This window comes from Saccharothrix sp. HUAS TT1, assembly GCF_040744945.1.
GTDB lineage: Bacteria > Actinomycetota > Actinomycetes > Mycobacteriales > Pseudonocardiaceae > Actinosynnema.
Genome location: NZ_CP160453.1, coordinates 538,512 through 562,131, shown reverse-complemented (window position 1 = coordinate 562,131; position 23,620 = coordinate 538,512). Strand labels below are relative to the sequence as shown.

Genomic DNA, 23,620 nt, shown 5'->3' with positions numbered 1-23,620 from the left:
CGGGGGCAGCGCGCACCCGGTCGCGTGCTTTCCGTAACATCGGTATCCGTGCCGGAAACCGGATCTGCCCGGTTGCCCACCCGTACCGAGCTGGGGGTGTGGCGATCCTTCCTCCGGGCGCACGCGAGGCTCACCCGGGTCCTGGAAGCCGAACTGATCGGCGAGCAACGCCTGTCGCTCGCGGCCTACGACGTCCTGGTGCAGCTGGCCGAGGCGCCGCAGCACCGACTCCGGATGACGGAGCTGGCCGACGCGGTGCTGCTGTCCCGCTCCGGCGTCACCAGGCTCGTGGACCGGCTGGAGCGCGCGGGCCTCGTGCTGCGGGAACGCGCCGACGGCGACGGCCGCGGCGTGGTGGCGGTCCTCACGTCGCAGGGCCTGGAACGGCTGCGCGTCGCGTCGGGCACGCACCTCGCGGGCGTGGTGCGGCACTTCGCCGAGGCGTTCGGGCACGCCGAGCTGGAGGCGTTCGGCCGCACGTGCGACCGGCTGGGCGCCGATGAGCCCTGAGCGGGCTCACGGTGACGGCACGTCGTCCTTGACGGCGTCCTTGGCGTCCCTGGTGTCCTTGACGGCGTCCTTGGCGCCCTTGGCCTCCTTGTTGGGGCGCTTGCGCTCGCGGAACACCCGCTCCAGCTCGCTGCGCAGGTAGTCGCGGGTCACCACCTCGCCGACGGCGAGCCGCAGCGCCGCCAGCTCGCGCGCCAGGTACTCGGTGTCGGCCTTGGTCTGCGCGGCCCGCGCCCGGTCCTCCTCCAGCGACACCCGGTCGCGGTCGTCCTGCCGGTTCTGCGCGAGCAGGATCAGCGGCGCGGCGTACGCGGCCTGGGTGGAGAAGGCCAGGTTGAGCAGGATGAACGGGTACGGGTCCCAGCGCAGCGACACCGCGACCAGGTTGGTGGTGATCCACGCGATCACGGTCAGCGTCTGCCAGAACAGGAACTTGCCGGTGCCCAGGAACCGGGCCAGCCGCTCGGAGAACCGGCCGAACGTGTCCGGGTCGAGCGACAGCCGGAACCGGCCCTCGGTGCGCGGCTGGTCGAGCCGTCGGCGCGGCAGCAGCTCAGGCATGGGACAGCCCCGTCTCGCGCCAGTTGGCGGGCAGCAGGTGGTCCAGCACGTCGTCCACGGTGACCGCGCCGAGCAGGTGGTCGCTCTCGTCCACCACCGGCCCGCACACCAGGTTGTAGGTGGCGAAGTAGCGGGTCACGTCGCCGAGCGACGCGGTCGGCGACAACGTCGCCAGGTCCGTGTCCAGCACGCCCGCGACCAGGCCGGACGGCGGTTCCCGCAGCAGCCGCTGGATGTGCACGCAGCCCAGGTAGCGGCCGGTGGGCGTGGCCGTCGGCGGTCGGCAGACGAACACCATGCTGGCCAGTGCGGGCGTCAGGTCGGGGTTGCGCACGTGCGCCAGCGCCTCGGCCACCGTCGAGTCCGGGGCGAGCACCACCGGCTCCGGCGTCATCAGGCCGCCCGCGGTGTCGTAGCTGTACTCCAGCAGCCGCCGCACCGGCGCGGACTCCTCCGGCTCCATCAACCCGAGCAGCCGGTCCTGCTCCACCTGGGGCAGCTCGGCCAGCAGGTCGGCGGCGTCGTCGGGGTTCATGGCCTCCAGGACGTCCGCGGCGCGCTCGTCGTCCAGGTGCGCCAGCAGGTCCTTCTGGTCCTCCTCGGCCATCTCCTCGATGACGTCGGCGAGCCGTTCGTCGTCCAGCGCCTCGGCCACCTCGTAGCGGCGCTTGAACGGCAGGCTGTGCAGGGCCAGCGCCACGTCGGCGGCGCGCATCGTCTCGAACACCGCGACCAGGTGCTGCGCGCCCTGCGGCTGGCCCGCCAGCTCGGTCACCGACAGCCCGGTCAGCTCCTCCCAGCGCAGCACCTGCACCGGGCCGCGCCGGGCCAGCCGGCCGGTGCGCTCCCGCACCGCGACCCGCGTCATCCGCCAGTCGCGGGTGCGGCTGGGCTCCATCGCGGCGTCGACCAGCACGGCCTGCGCGCCCGAGCCGAGCGTGACGCGGGCGTCGAGCAGTTCGCCGACGACCAGCACCTCGTTGCTGCGCTGGTGGAACTGGCGCAGGTTGACCGAGCCGGTGGCGAGGCCCACGGCGTTCGGCTCGATCGAGGTGACCCGCAGCATCGGCACGAAGATGCGCCGCCGGGTGGCCAGTTCCAGCACCAGGCCGAGGACGCGCGGCGGTTGGCGGTCCACCCGCAGGCCGATGACCAGGTCACGGACCTTGCCGATGGACTCGCCGTCCGGTCCGAACACGGGCAGGCCCGCGAGCTGAGCGGCGAAGACCCGGTTGGCGGCGACCACGTGATCAGGTTAGTCCGCCGGCCGGGCCGCCGCTGCGCTCCACAGTGGACGGGGTGCTCACGGCCGCAGGGCGTCGGCGATGGCCTCGACCGACACGGCCATCCGGTCCAGCTCCTCCTCCAGGCACCACAGCCAGTTGTCGACCGCGCGGCAGAACGTCCAGGCGCGGGCCCGTTCGGCGTCCAGCTCGCCGACGTCGCACAGCGCGGCGAACCGGTCGCGCAGCCCGCGCGCGCCGTCCAGCTCGTCGAACCTGTTCCACAGCAACGGGATCACGCCGAACTCGGGGTCGCCGGACAGCGGTTTCGGGTCGATCAGCAGCCACGGCTCGCGGTCGCCGCGCAGCACGTTCCCGTAGTGCAGGTCCTGGTTGACCAGGGTGTGCCCGGCGCTCGACGCGAGGTCGCGGCCCAGCTCGTCGGCGTGCCCGAGCAGCGCGGCGGGCAGCGGGTCGCCCAGCGCGGCGTTGCGCGCGACCAGGTCGGACGCCTCGTGCCGGCGGAACTCCGGGTCCGCCGGGACGCGCAGCCGGCGCAGCAGCCCGCCGGCGACAGCCAGCGCCTCCTCGATCGGCGCGTCCTCCAGCGACCGGGTGTGGTCGAGGCGTTCCAGCAGCAGCGCGCCCCGCTGGTCGTCGTGCTCCAGCAGCTCCACCACGCCCTGCCCGCGCCACGCCCGCAGGGCCAGGGGCTCCTGCCGGGTCTCCACGTCCAGCCAGGTCAGCTTGAGCGCGGCCGGGTGGCCGTCGGCGCGGCGCACCGGCAGGACGACGGCGATGTTGCCGTGCAGCGGGTCGCCGTCCGGGGTGAGGCGCCACCGGGCGCAGAAGTGCGTGGCCAGCGACGGCAGGGTGGCCCGCCACGGCAGCGCCTCGTCGCCCAGGATCGAGCCGAAGCCGGCCGGGACGGTGATCACGCGAACTCCAGGCGGTAGACCGATTCCCACTCCGACCCGCCGTTGAGCCGGGCCGCCCGCAGGGCCGCCGCCACGGCGTCGTCCGGTTCGACCAGCCGGGCCGTCGCGGGCGCGTCGAGCAGGTGCGAGTGGGTGGTGGGCGAGCGGACGGTGACCGTGCAGGCGACGCCGTCGGCCAGGCCGGGCACCGGTTGCTCCGCGCCGCCGACCGCCACCAGCACCGCGCCGTCGCGCCACAGCGCCCACACCAGCCGCGGCCCGTGGCCGGCGGGAGCCACCCAGATCGCGGCGGCCTTGCGCAACGCGTTGTCCAGCACCTGCTCGATCTCCACCGGTTCAGCCTGCCACGGACCTGTGAATCGGGACTCACGAAATAGCGGGCGGCACCCGTGCGTGCCACCCTTCGCACGTCAGTAGTTACCGGCCGGTACGAGGAGGTACCCCAGTGGTCGACCAGCAGCGCCCCCGTCGCTCGTGCCTGGCCGTGCCCGGATCGAGCCAGAAGATGATCGACAAGGCTCGCACGCTGCCCGCGGACCAGGTGTTCCTCGACCTGGAGGACGCGTGCGCGCCGCTGGCCAAGCCGGGCGCGCGCAAGACCATCGTGGCCTCGTTGAACGAGGGCGACTGGGGTTCGCGGACGCGGGTGGTCCGGGTCAACGACTGGACGACCGAGTGGACCTACCGCGACGTCACCGAGGTCGTCGAGGGGGCGGGTGCGAACCTGGACTGCGTCATGCTGCCGAAGGTGCAGACCGCGGAGCAGGTGCACGCGCTGGACCTGCTGCTCACCCAGATCGAGAAGACCATGGGCTACGAGGTCGGCCGCATCGGCATCGAGGCGCAGATCGAGAACGCCCTGGGCCTGATCAACGTCAACGCGATCGCCACCGCCTCGCCGCGGGTGGAGACGATCATCTTCGGCCCGGCCGACTTCATGGCGTCGATCAACATGAAGTCGCTGGTCGTCGGCGAGCAGCCGCCCGGCTACGACGTCGGCGACGCGTACCACTACATCCTGATGCAGATCCTGATGGCGGCCCGCGCGCACGACAAGCAGGCCATCGACGGGCCGTACCTGCAGATCCGGGACGTCGAGGGGTTCAAGCGCGTCGCCGGCCGGTCGGCCGCCCTGGGCTTCGACGGCAAGTGGGTGCTGCACCCCGGCCAGATCGACGCGGCGAACGAGGTGTTCAGCCCGAAGCAGGAGGACTACGACCACGCGGAGAACATCCTCGACGCGTACGACCACTTCACCTCCGAGGCGGGCGGCAAGCGCGGCGCGGTGATGCTCGGCGACGAGATGATCGACGAGGCGTCGCGCAAGATGGCCCTGGTGATCTCGTCCAAGGGCCGCGCCGCCGGCCTGTCCCGCACGAACGTGTGGTCCCCGCCGGAGGAGTGAGCTTCGCGAGCGCTCCCGGTCGGTAGTGTGATCGAGTGACCGGCCGGTAGTTGACGTCGATCGAGGTGGAGGGTTACACCTCGATCCGCTCGGCGCGCGTGGAACTCGGTCGGCTGAACGTGCTGATCGGCGCGAACGGCGCGGGCAAGAGCAACTTCACCCGGGTCTTCGAGTTGCTGGGACGGCTGGTCGAGTCGGACCTGGGCTACTTCGTCGGCCTGAACGGCGGGGCCTCGGCGCTGCTCAACGCGGGTGGGGATCGACTCCGCATCGCGATCGAGGCGGCTCCCGGCGAGTACGAGATCGAGCTGGTCCCGGCGAGCGAGGACCGGCTGATCACCGAGCGCGAGGTGCTGACCCCGGCAACGTCCAGGCCGTTCGAGTTCTCGCGGGGGGAGCGCGAGGCGATCCTGCCCGGCGCCCCCGGCGTCCTCCCGCGAGGGGACGAGATGGTCGGCCTGCTGCGCGGTTGTCGGGTCTACCACTTCCACGGCACGAGCCAGAACGCGCCGGTCAAGCAACTGGTGCCCACCGCCGACAACCTGTCGCTGCGCAACGACGCCGGCAACCTCGCGGCCGTCCTGCTGGCGCTCTCGGACAGCGACGACCGGGCCGACCAAGCGGCCTACCGGCGGATCGTCGGCGTCACCCGGCAGGTCGCGCCGTTCTTCCGCGACTTCGTCCTGCGTCCCGAGAAGAACGACCGGCTCCGGCTCAGGTGGCGGCAGAACGGGTCGGACGCGGTGTTCTCCGCCGACCAGATGTCCGACGGCACCCTGCGGTTCACCTGCCTCGCGACCCTGCTGCTGCACCCCGAGCTGCCCGCCTTGGTCGTCCTGGACGAACCGGAACTCGGGTTGCACCCCCACGCCGTGGTCCAGTTGGCCGGCCTGCTGCGACAGGCGTCCGCGCGCGGCCAGGTGCTCGTCGCGACCCAGTCGGTCACCCTGGTGAACCAGTTCGACCTCGATGACCTGATCGTGGTGGAGCGCGTCGACGGCGGCTCGACGTTCACCCGACCCGACCGCGAACGGCTCGGTCGGTGGCTCGAGGAGTACTCGCTGGGTGAGCTGTGGGAGAAGAACCTGATCGGGGGCAGGCCGGGCGGGCGGACGTGACCGGTGCCATCCGGCGAGTCCACCTGCTGGTCGAGGGGCAGACCGAAGAGGTGGTGGCCGACTCCGTCATCCGCCCGCACCTCGAAGAGCTCGGGTGGGTCACCAGCCTTTCGCTGGTGAAGACCAAGAGGCCGGCGGCGGGACCGTCGCACAAGGGTGGCGTCACCGGCTGGGCCCAGGTCCAGCGGGACGTCGGGCTCCTGTTGCAGGACACGAGCCTGGACGTGCTCACGACCCTGTTCGACTACTACGCGTTCCCCTCGGACTGCCCCGGCATGGTCGACCGGCCGCCGGTGACGTCCACCAGCGGGTGGCGCACGTCGAGCGCCGCCTGGCCGAGGAGGTCGGCGACCGGCGGTTCCGGCCGAACCTGGTGGTCCACGAGCTGGAGGCGTGGGTATTCGCCGCCGCTGACGAGCTGGGGCAGTTCCTCGGCCCCGAACTGGCGGACCGGCTCCGCGGCGACGTCCGCGCCGCGGGCGGTCCCGAGTCGGTGAACGACGGACCCGCCACCGCGCCGTCGAAGCGGCTGCTCGCCTACTGCCCCGGGTACGTCAAGACCCTCGACGGTCCGCTCGCGATCCAGGCCCTGGGGCTCGTGCGCCTCCGGGCGGTGTGCCCGCACCTCGACGCCTGGCTCCGGACCTTCGAAGGCTGATCGGCCGGTGCGCCGCCGGGAGCCGGCGGCGCGCTGGAGCTGCGGGCGTCCTGACCGGTTCAGCGCGTGGCGAGGAGCACTCTCGTGGCGCGAACGGGCGTTAACCGGGCCATACTCGCCGGTAACCCGTGAGCTACGAAGGGAAACGCGATGGCGCGCCTGGCCCGGACCGCTGGACTGACCGACGTCCAGGAGGAGATCCTGTCGACGGTCCGCACCTTCGTGGACAAGGAGATCATCCCGCACGCCCAGGCGCTGGAGCACGGCGACACCTACCCGGCCGACATCGTCGAGGGCATGAAGGAGATGGGCCTGTTCGGGCTCACCATCCCGGAGGAGTTCGGCGGGCTCGGCGAGTCGCTGCTGACCTACGCGCTGGTGGTCGAGCAGATCGCCCGCGGCTGGATGTCGGTGTCCGGGGTGATCAACACCCACTTCATCGTGGCGCACATGCTCAAGCAGCACGGCACGCCCGAGCAGCAGCGCAAGTACCTGCCGCGGATGGCCGCCGGCGAGGTGCGCGGCTCGTTCTCGATGTCCGAGCCGGAACTGGGCTCCGACGTGGCGGCGATCCGCACCAGGGCCGTGCGCGAGGGCGACGACTTCGTGGTCGATGGCCAGAAGATGTGGCTGACCAACGGCGGCACGTCCAACCTCACCGCCGTGCTGGTGAAGACCGACGAGGGCGCCGAGAAGGCGCACCAGAACCTGACCGCGCTCCTGGTCGAGAAGCCCGAGGGCTACGGCGAGGTCGCGCCCGGCCTCACCATCCCCGGCAAGATCGACAAGATGGGCTACAAGGGCGTCGACACCACCGAGATGGTGTTCGACGGCTACCGGCTGCCCGCCGAGCAGGTGCTGGGCGGGCGGACCGGCCAGGGCTTCCGGCAGATGATGGACGGCGTCGAGGTCGGCCGGGTGAACGTCGCGGCGCGGGCGTGCGGCATCGCGCTGCGGTCCTTCGAGCTGGCCATCGAGTACGCGCAGCAGCGCAAGGCGTTCGGCAAGCCGATCGCGGAGCACCAGGCCATCGCGTTCAAGCTGGCCGAGATGGCGACCAAGGTCGAGGCCGCCCACCTGATGATGGTCAACGCGGCCCGGCTGAAGGACTCCGGCGCGCGCAACGACGTCGAGGCGGGCATGGCCAAGCTCATCGCGTCCGAGTACTGCGCCGAGGTGACGCAGGAGGCGTTCCGCATCCACGGCGGCTACGGCTACTCCAAGGAGTACGAGATCGAGCGCCTGATGCGCGAGGCGCCGTTCCTGCTGATCGGCGAGGGCACCAGCGAGATCCAGAAGACGATCATCAGCCGGGGCCTGCTGCGCGACTACCGCTCCCGCGGCTGACCGGCGCGCCCCCCGGCCCAGGTCACGTTCGAGTCAGTTTCCCGGCGGTCCGTTTCGCGTCGGTCGCCCGGTGTTGGCAGGATGGGGTGATCAGCACCGCGATAGGGGTGGTCACCGTGACGGGTTCCTTCTCCAACCAGAACCGACCCGGGGGGCCTCCCCGCCTGCCCACCCCGCCCACCGGCTGGCCCATCGGCTCGTACGGCACGTACGAGGAGGCGCAGCGCGCGGTCGACCACCTGGCCGACGGTGACTTCCCGGTCCAGGAGGTCACGATCGTCGGCGTGGACCTGATGCTCGTCGAACGGGTCACCGGCAAGCTCACCTGGGGCCGCGTGCTCGGCACCGGCGCGGCTTCGGGCGCTTGGTTCGGGCTCTTCGTCGGCGTCCTGCTCAGCCTGTTCAACACCAGTCCCGGCACCAGCCTCGGGCCGATCGTCGCCGGTCTGGTGGTCGGCATCGCGTTCGGACTGATCTTCGCGGCCGTCGGGTACGGCTCGGCGCGCGGCAAGCGCGACTTCCAGAGCGCCAGCCAGCTCGTCGCCGGCCGCTACGACGTGCTCTGCCAGCCCCGTTCCGCCGAACGCGGTCGCGACCTGCTGGCCAAGCTGGCGATGCGCCCCGCCGATCCCGGCAAAGATTGAGGTTTCCGCTCCCGCACCTTCGGGTAACGCCGTTCCGTGCTTCGGTGGTTGCGGCACCTGATCATCGGGCCTAGGTTCGTCCCACCCGGTCGGCAGGGTCGGCCGGTGGGGCACGACGAGGTGCCGGGCACTGCGGTCTGGCTCCTCCGTTGTCAGGAAGGAGGCAGGACCGATGAGGGGCAAGGGTCATCGGTTGGCCGCCGCAGGGGGCGCCGCGCTGATCGCGACGTCCGTGCTGGCGGGCTGTGGTTCAGGTGACGGCGGGATCACCATCAACGTCTACAAGTACCCGCAACAGAACTTCCAGAAGATCGTCGACAACTGCAACGCGGCTGCCGACGGCTACGAGATCGTCTACCACAAGCTGCCTCGCGAGGCGGACGGCCAGCGCGAGCAGATGGTCCGCAGGCTGGCCGCCGAGGACGCCGGGATGGACGTGCTGGCGCTCGACGTCACGTGGACGTCCGAACTGGCCAAGGCGGGCTGGATCAAGGAGTTCACCGGCGAGGCCAAGGCCGAGGTCGAGGACGGCACGCTGGAGACGCCGCTGGAGACCGCCCGCTACGAGGGCAAGCTGTACGGCGCTCCGGACAACACCAACGTCCAGCTCCTGTGGTACCGCGCCGACCTGGTGCCGACGCCGCCGAAGACCTGGGACGAGATGATCGAGATGGGCTCCCGGCTGGAGGCGGACGGCAACGACGAGACCCCCGGCCTGGTGGCCGCCCAGGGCAAGCAGTACGAGGGCCTGGTCGTCCTCTACAACACCCTGGTCAACTCCGCGGGCGGGCAGATCATCGACGAGTCCGGCACCAAGGCCGTCGTGGACGACGGCGCGGTGAAGGCGCTGGAGGTGCTGAAGAAGTTCGCCACCTCCGACGTGGTGGACCCGTCCTTCTCCAACGCCGCCGAGGACGACGCGCGCCTGGCCATGGAGGGCGGCAAGGCCGCGTTCGAGCTGAACTGGCCCTACGTCTACGCCGCGGCGCAGGCGAAGCCCGAGTTCGCGAAGAACTTCAAGTGGGCGCCGTACCCGGCGATCGAGGGTGGCTCCGCCGAGGTCACCGTCGGTGGCATCAACTACGCGGTCAGCTCCTACACCCGGCACCCCGACGAGTCGTTCGACGCGGTGATGTGCCTGCGCAACGCGGAGAACCAGAAGTTCGCCGCGATCAACGACGGCGTGCCGCCCACCATCGAGTCCGTCTACGAGGACCCGGAGATGGCCAAGCCGTACCCGATGAAGGAAGCGATCCTGGAGACGCTGAAGAACGCGAGCTCGCGCCCGGTGACCCCGGCGTACCAGAACGTCTCCACCGTCATCTCCACGATCCTGTCGCCGCCGGCGTCCATCGACCCGCGGAGCACGGCCGAACGGCTGCGCTCGGAGCTGCAGGACGCCCTCGACTCGAAGGGGGTGCTGCCGTGAGCCAGCCGTTGAGCGCCACCGGCGCCGAGGTCCAGGCGGAGGCGGCGGCCGGCCCGGCGCTGTCGCCGAAGGCGAAGGCCGCGCTGAGCGAGGGCAAGAAGGCCGAGCGCAGGCTGGGCCTGCTGCTCTGCGCGCCCGCGATCATCATCATGGCCGCGGTCGCGGGCTGGCCGATCCTGTACTCGGTGTGGCTGTCCCTGCAGCGCTACGACCTGAAGTTCCCGGACCGCACCGAGTTCGTCGGCCTGGACAACTACGTCACGGTGCTGTCCAACCCGTACTGGTGGAACGCCATGTGGGTGACGGTGCTGATCACCGTCGTCTCCGTGGTGATCGAGCTGGTGCTCGGCATGGCGCTGGCGCTGATCATGCACCGGACGCTGGTCGGCCGGGGCATCGTGCGCACGTCGTCGCTGATCCCGTACGGCATCGTCACGGTCGTGGCCGCGTTCTCCTGGCGCTACGCGTGGACGCCGGGCACCGGTTACCTCGCCGAGACCTTCGCGGGCGGCGAGCCGGTGCTCACCGAGAAGATCCCGGCGATCATGGTGGTGACGCTGGCCGAGATCTGGAAGACCACGCCGTTCATGGCCCTGCTGCTGATGGCGGGCCTGGCGCTGGTGCCGGACGACCTGCTCAAGGCCGCCGCGATGGACGGCGCGAGCGCGTGGCAGCGGTTCACCAAGGTGATGGTGCCGGTGATGAAGCCCGCGATCCTGGTGGCGCTGCTGTTCCGCACCCTCGACGCGTTCCGCATCTTCGACAACCTGTTCGTGCTCACCGCGGGCTCGCAGGGCACCGCGTCGGTGTCGATGCTGACCTACAACAACCTGATCAAGGGCCTCAACCTCGGCATCGGCTCCACCATGTCGGTGCTGATCTTCATCGCGGTGGCGATCATCGCGTTCGTGTTCGTCAAGCTGTTCGGCACCGCTGCCCCCGGCAGCGACGGCGGGGGGAGGCGCTGATGGCGGGCATCGGCGGGGCCGTGACCACCGGCCGCAAGGCGCGCTGGACCGTCCTCAACGTCCTGGTCGTGGCGTACGCGCTGATCCCCGTGCTGTGGATCGTGTCGCTGTCGTTCAAGACCAAGGAGACGCTGGCCGACGGCAACTTCATCCCGCGCCAGTGGACGTTCGACAACTACAAGGCGATCTTCTCCACCACCGAGTTCGTCCGCGCGCTGGTCAACTCGATCGGCATCGCGCTGATCGCCACGGCCGTCGCGGTGGTGTTCGGCACGATGGCCGCCTACGCCATCGCCCGGCTGGACTTCCCCGGCAAGCGGCTGCTGGTCGGGGTGTCGCTGCTGATCGCGATGTTCCCGCAGATCTCGCTGGTCTCGCCGCTGTTCGAGATCGAGCGGACGCTGGGCCTGTTCGACACGTGGCCCGGCCTGATCCTGCCCTACATCACGTTCGCGCTGCCGCTGGCGATCTACACGCTGTCGGCGTTCTTCCGCGAGATCCCGTGGGAGCTGGAGAAGGCGGCGAAGATGGACGGCGCGACGCCGGGCCAGGCGTTCCGGCGGGTCATCGCGCCGCTGGCCGCGCCCGGCGTGTTCACCACGGCCATCCTGGTGTTCATCTTCTGCTGGAACGACTTCCTGTTCGCGATCTCGCTGACCTCCACCGAGAGCTCCCGCACGGTGCCGGTCGCGCTGTCGTTCTTCACCGGCAGCTCGCAGTTCGAGGACCCGACCGGGACGATCGCCGCCGCCGCGGTGGTGATCACCATCCCGATCATCCTGTTCGTGTTGTTCTTCCAGCGTCGGATCGTCGCCGGGTTGACCTCCGGCGCCGTCAAGGGGTGAAGCAATGGCCGAGATCGTTCTGGACAGCGTGACCAAGCAGTACCCCGACGGCGCGGTGGCCGTGCGGGACGTGGACATCGAGATCGCCGACGGCGAGTTCATCATCCTGGTCGGCCCGTCCGGCTGCGGGAAGTCCACCACCCTCAACATGATCGCGGGCCTGGAGGACATCACGTCCGGCGAGCTGCGCATCGGCGGCGAGCGGGTCAACGAGCGGGCGCCCAAGGACCGCGACATCGCGATGGTGTTCCAGTCCTACGCGCTGTACCCGCACATGACGGTGAAGGAGAACATGGCCTTCCCGCTGCGGCTGGCCAAGGTGGACGACGCCACGGTGGAGAAGAAGGTCCGGGACGCCGCCGAGATCCTGGACCTGACCCAGCACCTGGACCGCAAGCCGTCGAACCTGTCCGGCGGGCAGCGGCAGCGGGTCGCGATGGGGCGGGCGATCGTGCGCAGCCCCAAGGCGTTCCTGATGGACGAGCCGCTGTCCAACCTCGACGCCAAGCTGCGCGTGCAGATGCGCACCTCGGTGTCGCGGCTGCAGAAGCAGCTGGGCACGACCACCGTGTACGTCACGCACGACCAGACCGAGGCGATGACCCTCGGCGACCGGGTCGTGGTGATGCGCGGCGGCGCGGTGCAGCAGGTCGGCGCGCCGCAGTTCCTCTACGACAACCCGGCCAACCTGTTCGTCGCGGGGTTCATCGGCTCGCCCGCGATGAACTTCGTGCCGGCCGCGCTGGAGAACGGGGTGCTGCGCTCGCCGCTGGGCGACGTGCCGCTCACCGACCGGGTGCGCGGGCTGGTGGAGAGCGCCGACGCGCCCCGCGAGGTGATCGTCGGCCTGCGGCCCGAGCACTTCGAGGACGCCCGGCTGGTGGACGACGCCGTCCGGTCGAGGGGCGTCACGTTCACCGACCACGTGGACGTGCTGGAGTCGATGGGCTCGGACAAGTTCGCCTACTTCAGCCTCCAGGGCGAGCAGGCGACGTCGGCGGAGCTGGCCGAGCTGGCGGCCGACACGGGCTCGGCCGACGTGCCCGGCGGCGGCGTGTCGCTGGTCGCCCGGATCTCCGCCACGTCCGGCGCGACCGAGGGCGAGCCGGCCGAGATCTGGTTCGACGCGGACAAGGTGCAGCTGTTCGACCCGAAGAACGGTCGCAACCTCACCTACAGCGGCTGAGCCCGAGCGCGCGAACAGGGGCCGTTCCCGGTGCGACCGGGGACGGCCCCTGCGTGTTCAGCGGGGTTTTCACAGAGGTGACGGACGTCGCTGACCAGCCGAGACCATCGGCTAGGACGAACTCCGTAGTCCATTCAGCGCAGCAAACGGACATCTCGTCGCAATTGTCGCGCCGCCGTTGCCCCGGTTCCCCACCCTGGGTCGCAGGCGGAAACGACTCCGGCCGGAAAGCGCCGGGGCAGGGGAGTCCGCCGAGCACAGAGAAGAGCGCGAGATGGGGATTCTTGACGGCAAAGCGGTCGTGATCACCGGGGCGGGACGAGGGTTGGGCGAGGCCTACGCGATGCACGCGGCACAGGCCGGTGCGGCGGTCGTGGTCAACGACGTAGACGCTGACCAGGCAGAACAGGTCGCGGAGCACATCCGGGGGTACGGCGGGCGGGCGGTGGCGAGCACGCACACGGTCGCCGACCCCAGCGAGGCCGAGAAGATCGTGGGAATGTGCGTGACCGAGTTCGGCCGGGTCGACGGCCTGGTCAACAACGCGGGGCTCAACTACGAGGCGCTGCCGTGGGCGGACGAGCCGGAATCCATCCGGCGGATCGTCGAGGTGAACCTGCTGGGCGTCATGTTCACCGGAATGGCGGCGATGCGCGTGATGCGCGAGCAGGGTTCCGGCTCGATCGTGAACATTTCTTCAGGAGCGTTCCTGGGGCAGCGCAAACTGGCCGCCTACGCCGCGACCAAGGGCGCGGTGGCCTCGCTCAGCTCGTCGTGGGCGCTGGACCTGGAAGGGGACAACGTCCGGGTCAACGCCGTCTGCCCGGTCGCGCACACCCGGATGGTGTGGAAGTCGGAGCGCTCGCTGCGGGCCATCCCCGCCGACCGCACCCCCGGCAAGGTCGCGCCGCTCGTGCTGTTCCTGCTCAGCGACGCGGCCGACGGCATCACCGGGCAGATCGTCCGGTGCAACGGCAGGCAGCTGCACCTGGTCGGCCACCCGTACTTCAAGCAGCCGATCCTGGAGAGCGACACCTGGGACACCACCTCGGTGAAGCGCGCGTTCGACGGCGTCCTGCAGGCCCACCTGGAGCCGTTCGGCCTGGAGAAGCGGATGCCCCCGCGGCTGCGGGAACTGGTCGAGCCGAGCCGTTCGGCCTGACGCCTGGGTCTGACGCCGGAGCCTGGGCCTGACGCCTGGGCCTGACGCCTGGGCCGGAGCCTGACGCCTGGGCCGGAGCCGGTAAGTCGAGCGGGGGAAGTGCCTTCCGAGCCGGCGCTTCCCCGCTCGTGTGCGAGGTTCACCTGTTTGCCGGGGGCTCAACCGTCCTTTTCCGCCTGACCACCCCTTCGGGTGATCGCCTGACCGTCGGACGTGCCTGTCACGATGCTGGTCATGGGCGCGCGCACCCCCCGGGTCACCGACTGGCGGCTGGTCGTGCAGTCGCGCCTGGACCGGGTCCGCGCCGACCTGGCCGCGCTCGGCCCACCCGATCCGCTCGACCCGGAGAGCCGGCAGTGGCGGGCGGCGGCCGAGCAGGAGGCCGCCGTGGTCGAGGACATGATCACGCGCGCCGAGTCGCGGTGGCGGACGGTGGCGTCCTGGTGGTCGGGGTGGCACATCGAGCGCGCCTGGCGATCGCTGCACGAGGCCGAGATCGCCGTGGTGGCCGCGGGCAGCGGGTTCCTCGGCAGGTTGCCGGGCCTGAGGGCCAGGGTCGCCGAGAACCTGGACGAGGACGACCCGCGCCGCGTCGCGCTGGAGGAGCTGCGTCCCGGCGAGCTCCCGCTGGCGGTGGAGCGGGAGCTGGTGGTCGACGCGCTGCGGGCGGCGTTCGACGCGTCCGACTTCGCCCACGCCGGGTCGCGGGCGCTGCGCAACAAGCTGATCGCGACGTCGGTGGTGCTGTTCGCGGTGAACACCGCGCTGGGCGTCATCGGCCTGCTCGAACCGGGCCTGATCCCGATGTGCGTCAGCGCCGAGAAGCTGCCGACGGTGTGCCCGGCGGGCAAGACCGCGGCCGGTCCGGACGTGTGGCTGGTCCAGTTGTTCGGGGCGTTCGGCGCGGTGCTGTCGGCCGTCGTGCTGCTGCTGCGAAGACGCCCCAGCCTCTCGCCGTACGTGATGGTCGGTTACCAGGCGATGATCAAGGTGCTGCTCGGCGCGGCGCTGGCGGTGGTCGGCATCCTGGCCCTCGGCGCCGGCGTGACGACGGGCCTGATCGGCGTGGCTTCGCAGGCGGCGCTACTGCTGTGGGCAGTGATCCTCGGCTACGGCCAGCAGGTCGCCACACGCCTGCTCGACAGCTACACCGACCGAGTGATGGACCGCGCCCGCCCGATACCGAAGCTGGAAGAACAGCGCTAACCCCGCCTACTGCCCCATCACCACCCAGCCCCGCCAGCACCACCCGCGCCGCCTCTCCGCCGGTACGGCCCCTCGCCAACACCAGCGCTGCCCCGCGCCACCCGCCCGGTCCTACCTCGCCGGCGCCACCCGAACCGCCGGCCACCCGCGCCACATGAGGTCGGCGCTACCTGCGCCTCTAGCGCCGCTAGAAATTTTGGCAGTGCTAGAGGCGCTAGCGTTGCGTTCGGAGCGTGGAGATCACGTCCTGGTCCCACCGGTGCGTGCGGATCAACCGGTACCGCTCGCCCGCGACCCACAGGTACGCCTCGGTCTCGGTGCGGTCGCCGACCAGGTCGGCCTGCCGCAGCATCCCCACCACCGGCTGGTACTCCTCCTCGAACCACCTCCCGGCGACCGCGACCCGGTCCAGGAACGCACCCTCGTCCTGCATCAACCGAAAGCCCCACGCCTCCACGTGCTCACCCAACTCGGCGTAGTCCCACGGATCCGACAACAGCACAGCCGCCCGCGCCTGCCCACCCAGCGGCACCCGCTCCAGGAACAGCCGCCGGTAGTCCTTCACGATCAAGTCACCCCGGTGCCGGATGCCGTGCGCGGCCACCCGCGTCACCACCTCCGTCACGTACGCGTCGATCACCTCCAACCCCAACGCGTGCGCCACCGACACCCGGTGGTGACCGTCCTGGACGAAGTGCAGGTCACCGACCCGGTACACCTCGATGGGCGGCACCGCCTCGCCGCGCCGCTGCGCCAGCGCCAGCCGCTGCCACCGCTCCCGCACCCGGACCGACGTCGGCCGGAACCGCCGGTCGAAGTCGCGGGTCCGGTCCACGCTGCCGACGACCGAGTCCAACCGGACCACCTGGAGCCCCAGCCGCCGCTCGCCGACCATCCCCAGCGCCTCCACCACCTCGTGGAACGGCAGCATGATGTTCACGTCGTCCGGCTCGCGCCGCAGCCAGGCGGCCAACCGCGACAGCACCTGGCGCCGCCGAGCGCGCAGGAAGTCGTTCTCCGCGTCGGCCCGCGGGAAACCGGTGTCACGTGGCACGGCACTCCTCCTCAGCCCGCCGGGATGTCCAGCACCTTGTAACCGACCACGTTCACCACGCGGGTCGAGCCGAGCACCCGGTCCTCCTTCACCGCCCCGTGCGGGTGGATGTGCCCGTGCAGCATCAACGGCGGCCGCAACCGCGCCACCGCGTCGCGCAGGCACGCGAACCCGCGGTGCGGCGGGTCCGGCTCGTCACCGCACCCCAGCGGCGGCGAGTGGGTGAGCAGCACGTCCACCCCGCGCCCGTCGCGCCACCGCCGCCACCGGGCCGTCCGCAGCACCCGTCGCAACCGCCGCGCCTGCTCCCGCTCGGTCCACTGGTTCGGCCCGCCGCTGTACCGGATCGACCCGCCCAGGCCCGCGATCCGCAACCCGGCGACGTCGACCACCCGCAGGTCCGCGTTCACCCCGCCCACCGGACCCGGCCAGCTCGCCGGCAGACCCGCCCGCGTCCACAGGCCGCGGACGTCGGCGTACCCGGTCAGGTCGGCGTCGTGGTTGCCCGGCACGAACACGCACGGCCGGTCCAGCGCGTCCGCCAGGAACTCCAGGTAGTCGAACGGCAGGTCGCCCGCCGCGACGACGAGGTCCACGTCGTGCCGGCGCACCTGCTCGGTCCACAGCCGCTCGACGACCTCGTCCGCCACCGCGAGCACCTTCGGCATCCACCGAGCCTAGGCGCTGCCACCGTCGGCGACACCTCGTCGGTGAAAGGGTGAAACCGGCGTCGTCCCGGCGCTCGGCGTGGAAAACCGGGTTAGCGTCACGGGGTGCTCGCCGAGCTGTTCCTCGACGCGTCCCGCTCCTGCCTGCCGCACAGCCCGCTGACCCACGCGCTGCTGGTGTCGGCCGCGGCCGACCTGGCCCGCGGCGGCGTCACCGCGCGGGTCATGGCGGGCGCCGAGTGCGACCGCCGCGGCACGGTGCCCGGCCTGCGGTTCGCCGGCGCGCTGCACCGGCTGGTGCTGGAGGGCCGCGCGCCCGCGCTGGCCGCGCACTACCCGACCGCGGGCGGCGAGCCCGACCTCGACACCCTGTGGGGCGACGCGCTGGCCGTGCTGCACGAGCAGGCCGAGGAGCTGCGCGCCCTGGTCTCGTCCACCGTCGTGCAGACCAACGAGCCGGGCCGCAGCGCGCCCCTGTTCGGCGGCCTCCAGACCGCGACCCACCTGGCCGCGGGAGCGGTCGGCCGGCGCGCCGCGTTCCCGGTCCGGCTGCTGGAGGTCGGCGCGTCCGGCGGGCTGAACCTGCGGCCGCACCGGATCGCCTACCGGGTCGACGGCGCCACGTTCGGCGACCCGGGCAGCCCGTTCACCCTCGACCCCGGCTGGACCGGCCGGCCACCGGTCGACCCGCGGCACGCCCTGCGCCTGGTCGGGCGGGCCGGCTGCGACCTCGAACCGGTCGACGTGTCCACAGAGGACGGCCGGCTGCACCTGTCGTCGTTCGTGTGGGCCGACCAGCTGCCCCGCTTCCGCCGCCTCCAGGCCGCCGTCGACCTGGCCAGGCTCGACCCGGTGCCGGTGCGGCGGGCCACCGGCCCGGAGTGGCTGGCCGAGCAGCTGGCCCGACCGGAGCGCGACGTGCTGACCGTCGTCTGGCACTCGGTGGTCTGGCAGTACGCGTCACCGGCCGACCGCGCCGCGGGCCGCGCCGTCCTCGCCGACGCCGCCGCCCGCGCCACCCCGATGGCCCCGCTGGCGCTGCTGGTCTACGAGCCGCGGCGCGCGTCGGCGGGGGAGCGGTACGAGTTCCGGCTGCTGCTCAAGCTCTGGCCGGCCGGCGTCTCGCTGTGCCTGGGCACGGGCGGCGGCCACGGCGTCCCGTTCACGTGGGACACCCGGCCGTGGTCCTAGTGGCCGGTGGCGATCAGCAGGGTCACCGTGGCGAGCCAGCCGAGCAGGAACGTGAGCACCCAGAACCGCAGGTTGGTGAGCATTCTGGTCATGTCGGATCATCCCGTCGCAGGAGGGGGCAGGTGGTGGGCGGACCTCAGAGCCACTGGTTGCGACGGAATATTCGGTACAGCGTCAGGCAGACCACCAGGATCACCGCGATCACCATGGGGTAGCCGTACTTCCAGCTCGTCTCCGGCATGTGGTCGAAGTTCATGCCGTACACGCCGACCACCATCGTCGGCACGGAGATGATCGCCACCCAGGCGGCGAGCTTGCGCATGTCCGAGTTCTGCTGGAGCGTGATCTTCGCCAGCACCGCGTTGACCAGCGTGGTCAGCAGCTCGTCGAAGTTGATCACGCGCTCGGACACCTCGGTGAGGTGGTCGTCGACGTCGCGGAAGTACGAGCGCACCTGCTCGGGGATCAGCGGCGTGTAGCCCTCCGCCAACCGCCGCAGCGGCACCGCCAGCGGCATCACCGCCCGGCGCAGCTCCAGCACCTCGCGCTTCATCAGGTAGATCTGGTCGGCGCTGACCCGGCTGCGCGGCTGGAAGACCAGCGCCTCCATCTGGTCGATGTCGTCCTCGATGTGGTCGGTCACGTCGAGGTAGTTGTCCACCACGTGGTCGGCGATCGAGTACAGCACCGCGGCCGGGCCGTGCCGCAGCCGCTCCGGCTCCTCCTCCAGCTCGCGCCGCACCGCGGCCAGCCCCGAGTGGTTGCCGTGCCGGACCGTCACCACGAAGTCGCGGCCCAGGAACACCATGATCTCGCCGCTCTCGACGATCTCGTTGGCCGTGTCCGGCGAGGAGTTCTGGATGTAGCGCACGGTCTTGAGGACCATGAACAGCATGTTGTCGTAGCGCTCCAGCTTGGGCCGCTGGTGCGCGTGCACGGCGTCCTCGACGGCCAGCTCGTGCAGCCCGAACGTCTCCGCGACGCCCTGGATCTGCTCCTCGTCCGGCTCGTGCAGCCCGATCCAGACGAACCCGTCGCCGCGCTTGCGCACCTCCTCGACCGCGTCGACGTGCGACCAGCGGCCGGGCAGGCGCGCGCCGTCGACGTACACGCCGCAGTCCACGACGTACGCCGACAGCGGCACGGGGATGGGCACGCGGGGACGGTCCGGCGCACGGCCTCTCAGGCCGCCGAGCGAGGGCAAGCTGGGCACGGGTCCTCCAGTGGGGGAGCGTCGACTCGACGAACGACGACGGCACGTCCCCGACCGGTACCGCTGGGCCTAGCTGTGGAAAGCCGGCTCCCCGATGAGGACGCGCGAGGTACTCGCAGGATGGGGGTCGTTACTCATCGGTAGTCCTCACCTCCTCGGGTTGGCGGCCGCAGCGGTGTAGTCGCTCACAGACCAGTTGCCGAGGGTACTCCCCCGGTGCTCACACTGTCGTCCCGGCCGCCGCGGTCCTCGACCGCGGCGGCCGACGACCAGTTGCCGGCCAACGGAGGCGTGCGGTGCAGTTCGGGCGTTACTACGAGGAGTTCGAGGTCGGCGCGGTCTACAAGCACTGGCCCGGGAAGACGGTCACCGAGTACGACGACCACCTGTTCTGCCTGCTCACGATGAACCACCACCCGCTGCACCTGGACGCGCACTTCGCCGCGGAGACCACCGAGTTCGGCAAGAACGTCGTCGTGGGCAACTACGTCTACTCGCTGCTGCTGGGCATGTCGGTGCCCGACGTGTCGGGCAAGGCCATCGCGAACCTGGAGGTCGAATCGCTCAAGCACGTCAAGCCGACCTTCCACGGCGACACCATCTACGGTGAGACCGAGGTGCTGGCCAAGACCCCCTCCAAGTCCAAGGACGACCGCGGTGTGGTCCACGTCGAGACCCGCGGGTACAAACAGGATGGAACGGTCGTCTGCGTGTTCCGCCGCAAGGTCATGGTGCCCAAGCGCTCCTACGGCGAGGCGCGCGGCGGCGAGCAGCCGGGCAGGCCCGAGCCTTCCACCGGCTGAGCCGGCAATCTGGCGCGAGCCGGCTGAGCCGGCGACCTGGCGCGAGTCTCCTGGCCCGGCGCGAGTCGGCCGGGCCAGGAGATCGACACGACGGAGGAGCGACGTGACCCCGCTGGACCTGGTGCGGCAACGACTGGCCTCGTTCGCGCGGCGGGAGGCGCACGGCGTCTCACCGCTCTACGAGCACCTGGCCGCGCACGCCGCCGACGATCCGGAGGTCGCCGGGCTGCTGACCGCCGCCCCGGAGCGGTTCGCGCACGCGACCCTGTTCCTGGCGGCGGCGCACCGGCTGGTGCAGGCCGAGCCGTTCCACGAGCTGTCGCACTACTACCCGTCCCTCGGCGGCACGTACGGCGCGGACGACAACACGTGGCCGCTGTTCCGGCGGTTCGTGCTCGACCGCGCCGACCGGGTGCGCGAGCTGGTCTCGACCCGCACCACGCAGACCAACGAGGTGCGCCGCGCCACCCTGCTGTACCCGGCGCTGGCGCAGGTCAAGGGACCGGTGGGGCTGCTGGAGGTCGGCTGCTCGGCCGGGTTGCTGCTCAACCTCGACCAGTACGCCTACCGCTACCAGACCCAGCAGGTCGGGCAGCTGGCCGCCGGACCGGCCAAGGCGGCGCTCGGCCTGCACTGCGCGCTGGAGCTGGAGCCGGGCGCGGAGCTGCCGAAGATCCCCAAGTCGGTGAAGGTCGCGGCCAAGGTCGGGCTGGACCGGGCGCCCGCCGACCTGACCGACGAGGACACCTACGCCTGGCTGGAGGCGTGCGTCTGGGCCGACCAGCCGGAGCGGCTGCGGCTGTTCGGCGTGGCGGCGACCGTGCAGCGCAAGTCGCCGCCGGAGTTCGTGGTCGGCGACGCGGTGGCGGACCTGCGGCGGGCCGCCGACCGGGTGCCCGCCGAGCTGCCGCTGGTGGTCCTGACCAGCAGCGTGCTGGCGTACCTGCCGGGGGAGGAGTTCGTGCGCGCGCTGCGCGACCTCGGCCGGCCGGCGTGGTGGCTCAGCCACGAGGGGTACGCGGCGGGGCTGGCGCACGTGCTGCCGGGGCGGGAGGACCTGCGGCCCGGACCGGACGAGCCGGCGTTCGGCGTGGTGGGCCTGGTCCGGGTCGAGGACGGCGAGGTGCGGTCCGCGCGGGCGCTGGCGAAGACCGCCCCGCACGGCCAGCGGCTCACCTGGCTCGCCTGATCGGGCGAAGTCGATCAGCGGCGGGGGAGCTGGTCCCAGTCCCGCAGGGTGTCGTGCAGCATCTCGACCAGTGGAAGTGTGGCCAAGATCGCAGCGTCGGCCCAGCGCGTGTCCGAAGCGTCGTCGCCCGCCCGGAGCACCCCCGATCGCACCTGGCAGGCGTAGTCGTGGATCTCGTAGAGACCCCGCGGCGCCGGCCTGGTGACGGTCCCGATCAACGCTCCGACGGTCACGGAGAGTCCCGTTTCTTCGAAAAGTTCCCGCACTATTGCGGTCTCGTCATCCTCTCCGGGCTCAACTCGGCCACCCGGTAACGACCACAGTCCCTCACCTGGGGGATTGCGTCGTCTAACGAGTAATAGTCGTCCGTCGGGGTCGTGCACGATGCCCCCGACACAGCGGATCCGGGGCTCACGTTCGGCCGTCACAGTTACTCAGTGTAGTGACCCCGGGTTGGCGGTGCTGATCGCTGACCCAAGTGCGGTACAAATCTCCCGACGTGTCGCGGAGTGCGGTACAACGGTTTTCACTGGCGCCAAACGGGTGCGGGTAGCGAACGGGGTTGATCACCGTGAATCTGAAGAAGATTCTCACTTTCGCCGGGGTCGGCTTGGTCCTGTTCTTCCTCATCGCCGAGCCGCAGAACGCGGCTCAGCTGGTGCAGAACATCCTGGGCACCCTCCGGGAAGCAGCTGAGGCGCTCATCACCTTCGTGCAACAATTGTTCTGAGTCGCCCGGTCCTCCCCCACGGCGAGAGGTCGAAGGCATGTTCGCACCACGGGACCCCGACGAGTACCTGCTCCCCACGGAGCGTCGGGTCATCCGGGTCCGCAGGCACTGGAGCAGTCTGCTCTGGGATCTCCTCGAGGCGGCGGCGCTGCTCGCCGGCGCGATGATGATCTCGTACCTGCTGCCCGACAACGCGACGATCATCCAGAACATCCTCTGGTACGCCGCGCTGTTCGTGCTGCTCAGGCTGGCCTACTTCGTCATGGAGTGGTGGGTGGAGCGGATCGTCGTCACCGACAAGAGGTTCATGATCTCCTCGGGGGTCTTCGAGACCAAGGTCGCCATGATGCCGATCAGCAAGGTCACCGACCTCACCTACGAGCGGACGGTGCTCGGGCGCATGTTCGGCTTCGGGACGCTCGTGGTCGAGTCGGCCGGTCAGATCCAGGCCCTGAACCGGATCGAGTACCTGCCCAACCCCGAGGAGGTCTACGACGCCATCTCGGAGTTGACCTTCGGCGACAAGAAGGCACAGGCGGAGCGCTTCTCGATGATCAAGGCCCAGCGGGCGGCGCGCGGCAAGAAGATGGTGCCGTAGTTCAGACTGGTCGGGTGCGCATCGACCTGCACACCCACTCGACCGAGTCCGACGGCACCGACACGCCCGCGGAGTTGGTGGCGGCCGCGGCCGCCACCGGCTTGAGCGCGGTCGCGCTCACCGACCACGACACCGCCGCGGGCTGGGCGGAGGCGGCCAACGCGCTGCCCCCCGGCCTGAAGCTGGTGCGCGGCGCCGAGCTGTCCTGTGCCTCCGACGACGGCCGGGGCCGGGTCATCACCGTCCACCTGCTCGCCTACCTGTACGACCACACCTCGCCCGCGCTGGTCGAGGAGCAGCTGCGGCTGCGGCTCGAACGACGCCAGCGGCTGCGCCGGATGGCCGAGCGGATGGTCGCCGACGGCTTCCCCGTCGACCCGGACGAGATGATGGCGTCCATGCCGGCCGACGCGCCCGCCGGACGCCCGCACCTGGCCATGGCGCTGATGCGGGCCGGCGTCGTGTCCAGCGTCGACGAGGCGTTCGCCAGGTACCTCACCGGCGGCCGCTACTACGTGCCGCGGACCGACACGCCGGTGGAGCGGGCCATCGAGATGATCACCGAGGCCGGCGGCGTGACGGTGCTGGCGCACCCGTTCGCCGTGTCGCGGGGGCCGATCGTCGCCGACCGGGTGCTGGCCGACCTCGCGGGGCTGGGGCTCGCCGGCGTCGAGGTCGACCACCCCGACCACGACCAGGGGACGCGGGCGCGGCTGCGCGGGCTGGCGGGGGAGCTGGGCCTGCTGACCACGGGGTCCAGCGACTACCACGGCACGAACAAGACCGTGCGCCTCGGCGCCGAGACGACGTCACCGGACGTGCTGGACGCCCTGGCCGACCGGGCCACCGGCTGCAAGATCCTGGTGGGCTAGGGCTAGGGCTAGGGCGAGGTCGCGTCGACCGTTCGTGCCCGGTTTCCGGCGATCACGCCCTTCGATCGCCGGAAACCGGGCACGAACGGCCGACTTCCGGCG

Annotated in this window: 26 protein-coding genes and 1 pseudogene; 19 read left to right on the top strand and 8 right to left on the bottom strand. The window is 71.1% G+C overall.

The features are described from left to right. Nucleotides 1–90: 90 nt before the first annotated feature. Entirely contained in the window at nt 91–510 is a 420-nt protein-coding gene (locus AB0F89_RS02735) for a MarR family winged helix-turn-helix transcriptional regulator (RefSeq protein ID WP_367138668.1), read from the top strand. Nucleotides 511–516: 6 nt separating this feature from the next. Here AB0F89_RS02735 and AB0F89_RS02730 read toward each other — a convergent pair whose 3' ends face one another. Genes AB0F89_RS02730 through AB0F89_RS02715 form a run of 4 tightly spaced genes read right to left on the bottom strand, consistent with a single transcriptional unit; the run spans nt 517 to nt 3,564 of the window. Then, nucleotides 517–1,071: a DUF1003 domain-containing protein gene (locus AB0F89_RS02730; RefSeq protein ID WP_367132204.1), complete on the bottom strand. Its 555-nt coding sequence runs from the start codon at nt 1,069–1,071 to the stop codon at nt 517–519. Continuing rightward, on the bottom strand, nt 1,064–2,317 hold the full coding sequence (locus AB0F89_RS02725; RefSeq protein ID WP_367132202.1) for a CBS domain-containing protein: 1,254 nt from the start codon (nt 2,315–2,317) through the stop codon (nt 1,064–1,066). The genes AB0F89_RS02730 and AB0F89_RS02725 overlap by 8 nt, the downstream gene beginning before the upstream one ends. Before the next feature lie 57 nt (nt 2,318–2,374). After that, nucleotides 2,375–3,232 (bottom strand): aminoglycoside phosphotransferase family protein, encoded by an 858-nt coding sequence (locus AB0F89_RS02720; RefSeq protein WP_367132200.1) that lies wholly within the window; start codon nt 3,230–3,232, stop codon nt 2,375–2,377. After that, on the bottom strand, nt 3,229–3,564 hold the full coding sequence (locus tag AB0F89_RS02715; RefSeq protein WP_367132198.1) for a hypothetical protein: 336 nt from the start codon (nt 3,562–3,564) through the stop codon (nt 3,229–3,231). Before AB0F89_RS02715 ends, AB0F89_RS02720 begins: the two co-directional genes overlap by 4 nt. Nucleotides 3,565–3,677: 113 nt before the next feature. On the opposite strand from AB0F89_RS02715, the gene AB0F89_RS02710 reads away from it, so the two are divergent. The 12 genes and pseudogenes from AB0F89_RS02710 to AB0F89_RS02655 all read left to right on the top strand — a co-directional run bounded on the left by AB0F89_RS02710 (nt 3,678) and on the right by AB0F89_RS02655 (nt 15,200). After that, nucleotides 3,678–4,637, top strand: coding sequence for a CoA ester lyase (locus AB0F89_RS02710; RefSeq protein ID WP_367132196.1), 960 nt, complete (start codon nt 3,678–3,680; stop codon nt 4,635–4,637). A 50-nt stretch (nt 4,638–4,687) separates the two neighbouring features. Continuing rightward, on the top strand, nt 4,688–5,755 hold the full coding sequence (locus AB0F89_RS02705; RefSeq protein ID WP_367132194.1) for an AAA family ATPase: 1,068 nt from the start codon (nt 4,688–4,690) through the stop codon (nt 5,753–5,755). Continuing rightward, nucleotides 5,710–5,952, top strand: a pseudogene (locus tag AB0F89_RS02700) (hypothetical protein); the annotation flags it as partial. The gene AB0F89_RS02705 and the pseudogene AB0F89_RS02700, both read left to right, overlap by 46 nt. A 113-nt stretch (nt 5,953–6,065) precedes the next feature. Continuing rightward, nucleotides 6,066–6,413: a DUF4276 family protein gene (locus AB0F89_RS02695; protein WP_367132192.1), complete on the top strand. Its 348-nt coding sequence runs from the start codon at nt 6,066–6,068 to the stop codon at nt 6,411–6,413. Nucleotides 6,414–6,563: 150 nt separating this feature from the next. Further along, the gene (locus AB0F89_RS02690; RefSeq protein ID WP_367132190.1) at nt 6,564–7,760 is read left to right on the top strand and encodes an acyl-CoA dehydrogenase family protein; all 1,197 of its coding nucleotides are present in this window, start codon (nt 6,564–6,566) and stop codon (nt 7,758–7,760) included. A gap of 107 nt (nt 7,761–7,867) precedes the next feature. Beyond that, nucleotides 7,868–8,404, top strand: a complete 537-nt coding sequence (locus AB0F89_RS02685) for a general stress protein (RefSeq protein ID WP_367138666.1) — start codon at nt 7,868–7,870, stop codon at nt 8,402–8,404. 172 nt (nt 8,405–8,576) lie between these two features. Next, on the top strand, nt 8,577–9,833 hold the full coding sequence (locus AB0F89_RS02680; protein ID WP_367132188.1) for an ABC transporter substrate-binding protein: 1,257 nt from the start codon (nt 8,577–8,579) through the stop codon (nt 9,831–9,833). Nucleotides 9,834–9,892: 59 nt separating this feature from the next. Further along, the gene (locus AB0F89_RS02675) at nt 9,893–10,801 is read left to right on the top strand and encodes a carbohydrate ABC transporter permease (RefSeq protein ID WP_367138664.1); all 909 of its coding nucleotides are present in this window, start codon (nt 9,893–9,895) and stop codon (nt 10,799–10,801) included. Continuing rightward, complete coding sequence (locus AB0F89_RS02670) at nt 10,801–11,646, top strand: carbohydrate ABC transporter permease (RefSeq protein ID WP_367132186.1); 846 nt, start codon at nt 10,801–10,803, stop codon at nt 11,644–11,646. Before AB0F89_RS02675 ends, AB0F89_RS02670 begins: the two co-directional genes overlap by 1 nt. 4 nt (nt 11,647–11,650) lie before the next feature. Further along, entirely contained in the window at nt 11,651–12,832 is a 1,182-nt protein-coding gene (locus AB0F89_RS02665) for an ABC transporter ATP-binding protein (RefSeq protein WP_367132184.1), read from the top strand. A 274-nt stretch (nt 12,833–13,106) separates the two neighbouring features. Then, nucleotides 13,107–13,994, top strand: coding sequence for an SDR family NAD(P)-dependent oxidoreductase (locus AB0F89_RS02660; protein WP_367132182.1), 888 nt, complete (start codon nt 13,107–13,109; stop codon nt 13,992–13,994). Between the two features lie 234 nt (nt 13,995–14,228). Next, a complete protein-coding gene (locus tag AB0F89_RS02655; RefSeq protein WP_367132180.1) occupies nt 14,229–15,200 on the top strand; it encodes a hypothetical protein in 972 nt (323 codons plus the stop codon). Nucleotides 15,201–15,414: 214 nt separating this feature from the next. Here the strand turns inward: AB0F89_RS02655 and AB0F89_RS02650 are convergent, their stop codons facing one another. Both AB0F89_RS02650 and AB0F89_RS02645 read right to left on the bottom strand, forming a co-directional pair. Further along, complete coding sequence (locus AB0F89_RS02650; RefSeq protein WP_367132178.1) at nt 15,415–16,254, bottom strand: chromosome partitioning protein ParB; 840 nt, start codon at nt 16,252–16,254, stop codon at nt 15,415–15,417. Nucleotides 16,255–16,265: 11 nt separating this feature from the next. Next, nucleotides 16,266–16,922 (bottom strand): metallophosphoesterase, encoded by a 657-nt coding sequence (locus tag AB0F89_RS02645; RefSeq protein ID WP_367132176.1) that lies wholly within the window; start codon nt 16,920–16,922, stop codon nt 16,266–16,268. A gap of 105 nt (nt 16,923–17,027) precedes the next feature. Here AB0F89_RS02645 and AB0F89_RS02640 point away from each other — a divergent pair, with 105 nt between their 5' ends. Beyond that, nucleotides 17,028–18,113 carry a DUF2332 domain-containing protein gene (locus AB0F89_RS02640; protein ID WP_367132174.1) on the top strand — a complete coding sequence of 362 codons (1,086 nt, stop codon included), beginning with the start codon at nt 17,028–17,030 and terminating at the stop codon, nt 18,111–18,113. Nucleotides 18,114–18,249: 136 nt separating this feature from the next. Here AB0F89_RS02640 and corA read toward each other — a convergent pair whose 3' ends face one another. Further along, entirely contained in the window at nt 18,250–19,326 is a 1,077-nt protein-coding gene (gene corA, locus AB0F89_RS02635) for a magnesium/cobalt transporter CorA (protein ID WP_367132172.1), read from the bottom strand. A gap of 296 nt (nt 19,327–19,622) precedes the next feature. On the opposite strand from corA, the gene AB0F89_RS02630 reads away from it, so the two are divergent. Both AB0F89_RS02630 and AB0F89_RS02625 read left to right on the top strand, forming a co-directional pair. Beyond that, nucleotides 19,623–20,129, top strand: a complete 507-nt coding sequence (locus tag AB0F89_RS02630; RefSeq protein ID WP_367132170.1) for a MaoC family dehydratase — start codon at nt 19,623–19,625, stop codon at nt 20,127–20,129. Nucleotides 20,130–20,232: 103 nt separating this feature from the next. Further along, nucleotides 20,233–21,318, top strand: coding sequence for a DUF2332 domain-containing protein (locus AB0F89_RS02625; protein WP_367132168.1), 1,086 nt, complete (start codon nt 20,233–20,235; stop codon nt 21,316–21,318). 14 nt (nt 21,319–21,332) lie between these two features. On the opposite strand, the gene AB0F89_RS02620 is transcribed toward AB0F89_RS02625, so the two are convergent. Next, nucleotides 21,333–21,746: an NUDIX hydrolase gene (locus AB0F89_RS02620; protein WP_367132166.1), complete on the bottom strand. Its 414-nt coding sequence runs from the start codon at nt 21,744–21,746 to the stop codon at nt 21,333–21,335. Between the two features lie 143 nt (nt 21,747–21,889). Here AB0F89_RS02620 and AB0F89_RS02615 point away from each other — a divergent pair, with 143 nt between their 5' ends. Genes AB0F89_RS02615 through AB0F89_RS02605 form a run of 3 tightly spaced genes read left to right on the top strand, consistent with a single transcriptional unit; the run spans nt 21,890 to nt 23,518 of the window. After that, entirely contained in the window at nt 21,890–22,048 is a 159-nt protein-coding gene (locus AB0F89_RS02615) for a hypothetical protein (protein ID WP_367132164.1), read from the top strand. Between the two features lie 37 nt (nt 22,049–22,085). Further along, nucleotides 22,086–22,646, top strand: coding sequence for a PH domain-containing protein (locus AB0F89_RS02610; RefSeq protein ID WP_367132162.1), 561 nt, complete (start codon nt 22,086–22,088; stop codon nt 22,644–22,646). A 14-nt stretch (nt 22,647–22,660) separates the two neighbouring features. Beyond that, nucleotides 22,661–23,518 (top strand): PHP domain-containing protein, encoded by an 858-nt coding sequence (locus AB0F89_RS02605; RefSeq protein WP_367132160.1) that lies wholly within the window; start codon nt 22,661–22,663, stop codon nt 23,516–23,518. The last annotated feature ends 102 nt before the right edge of the window (nt 23,519–23,620 follow it).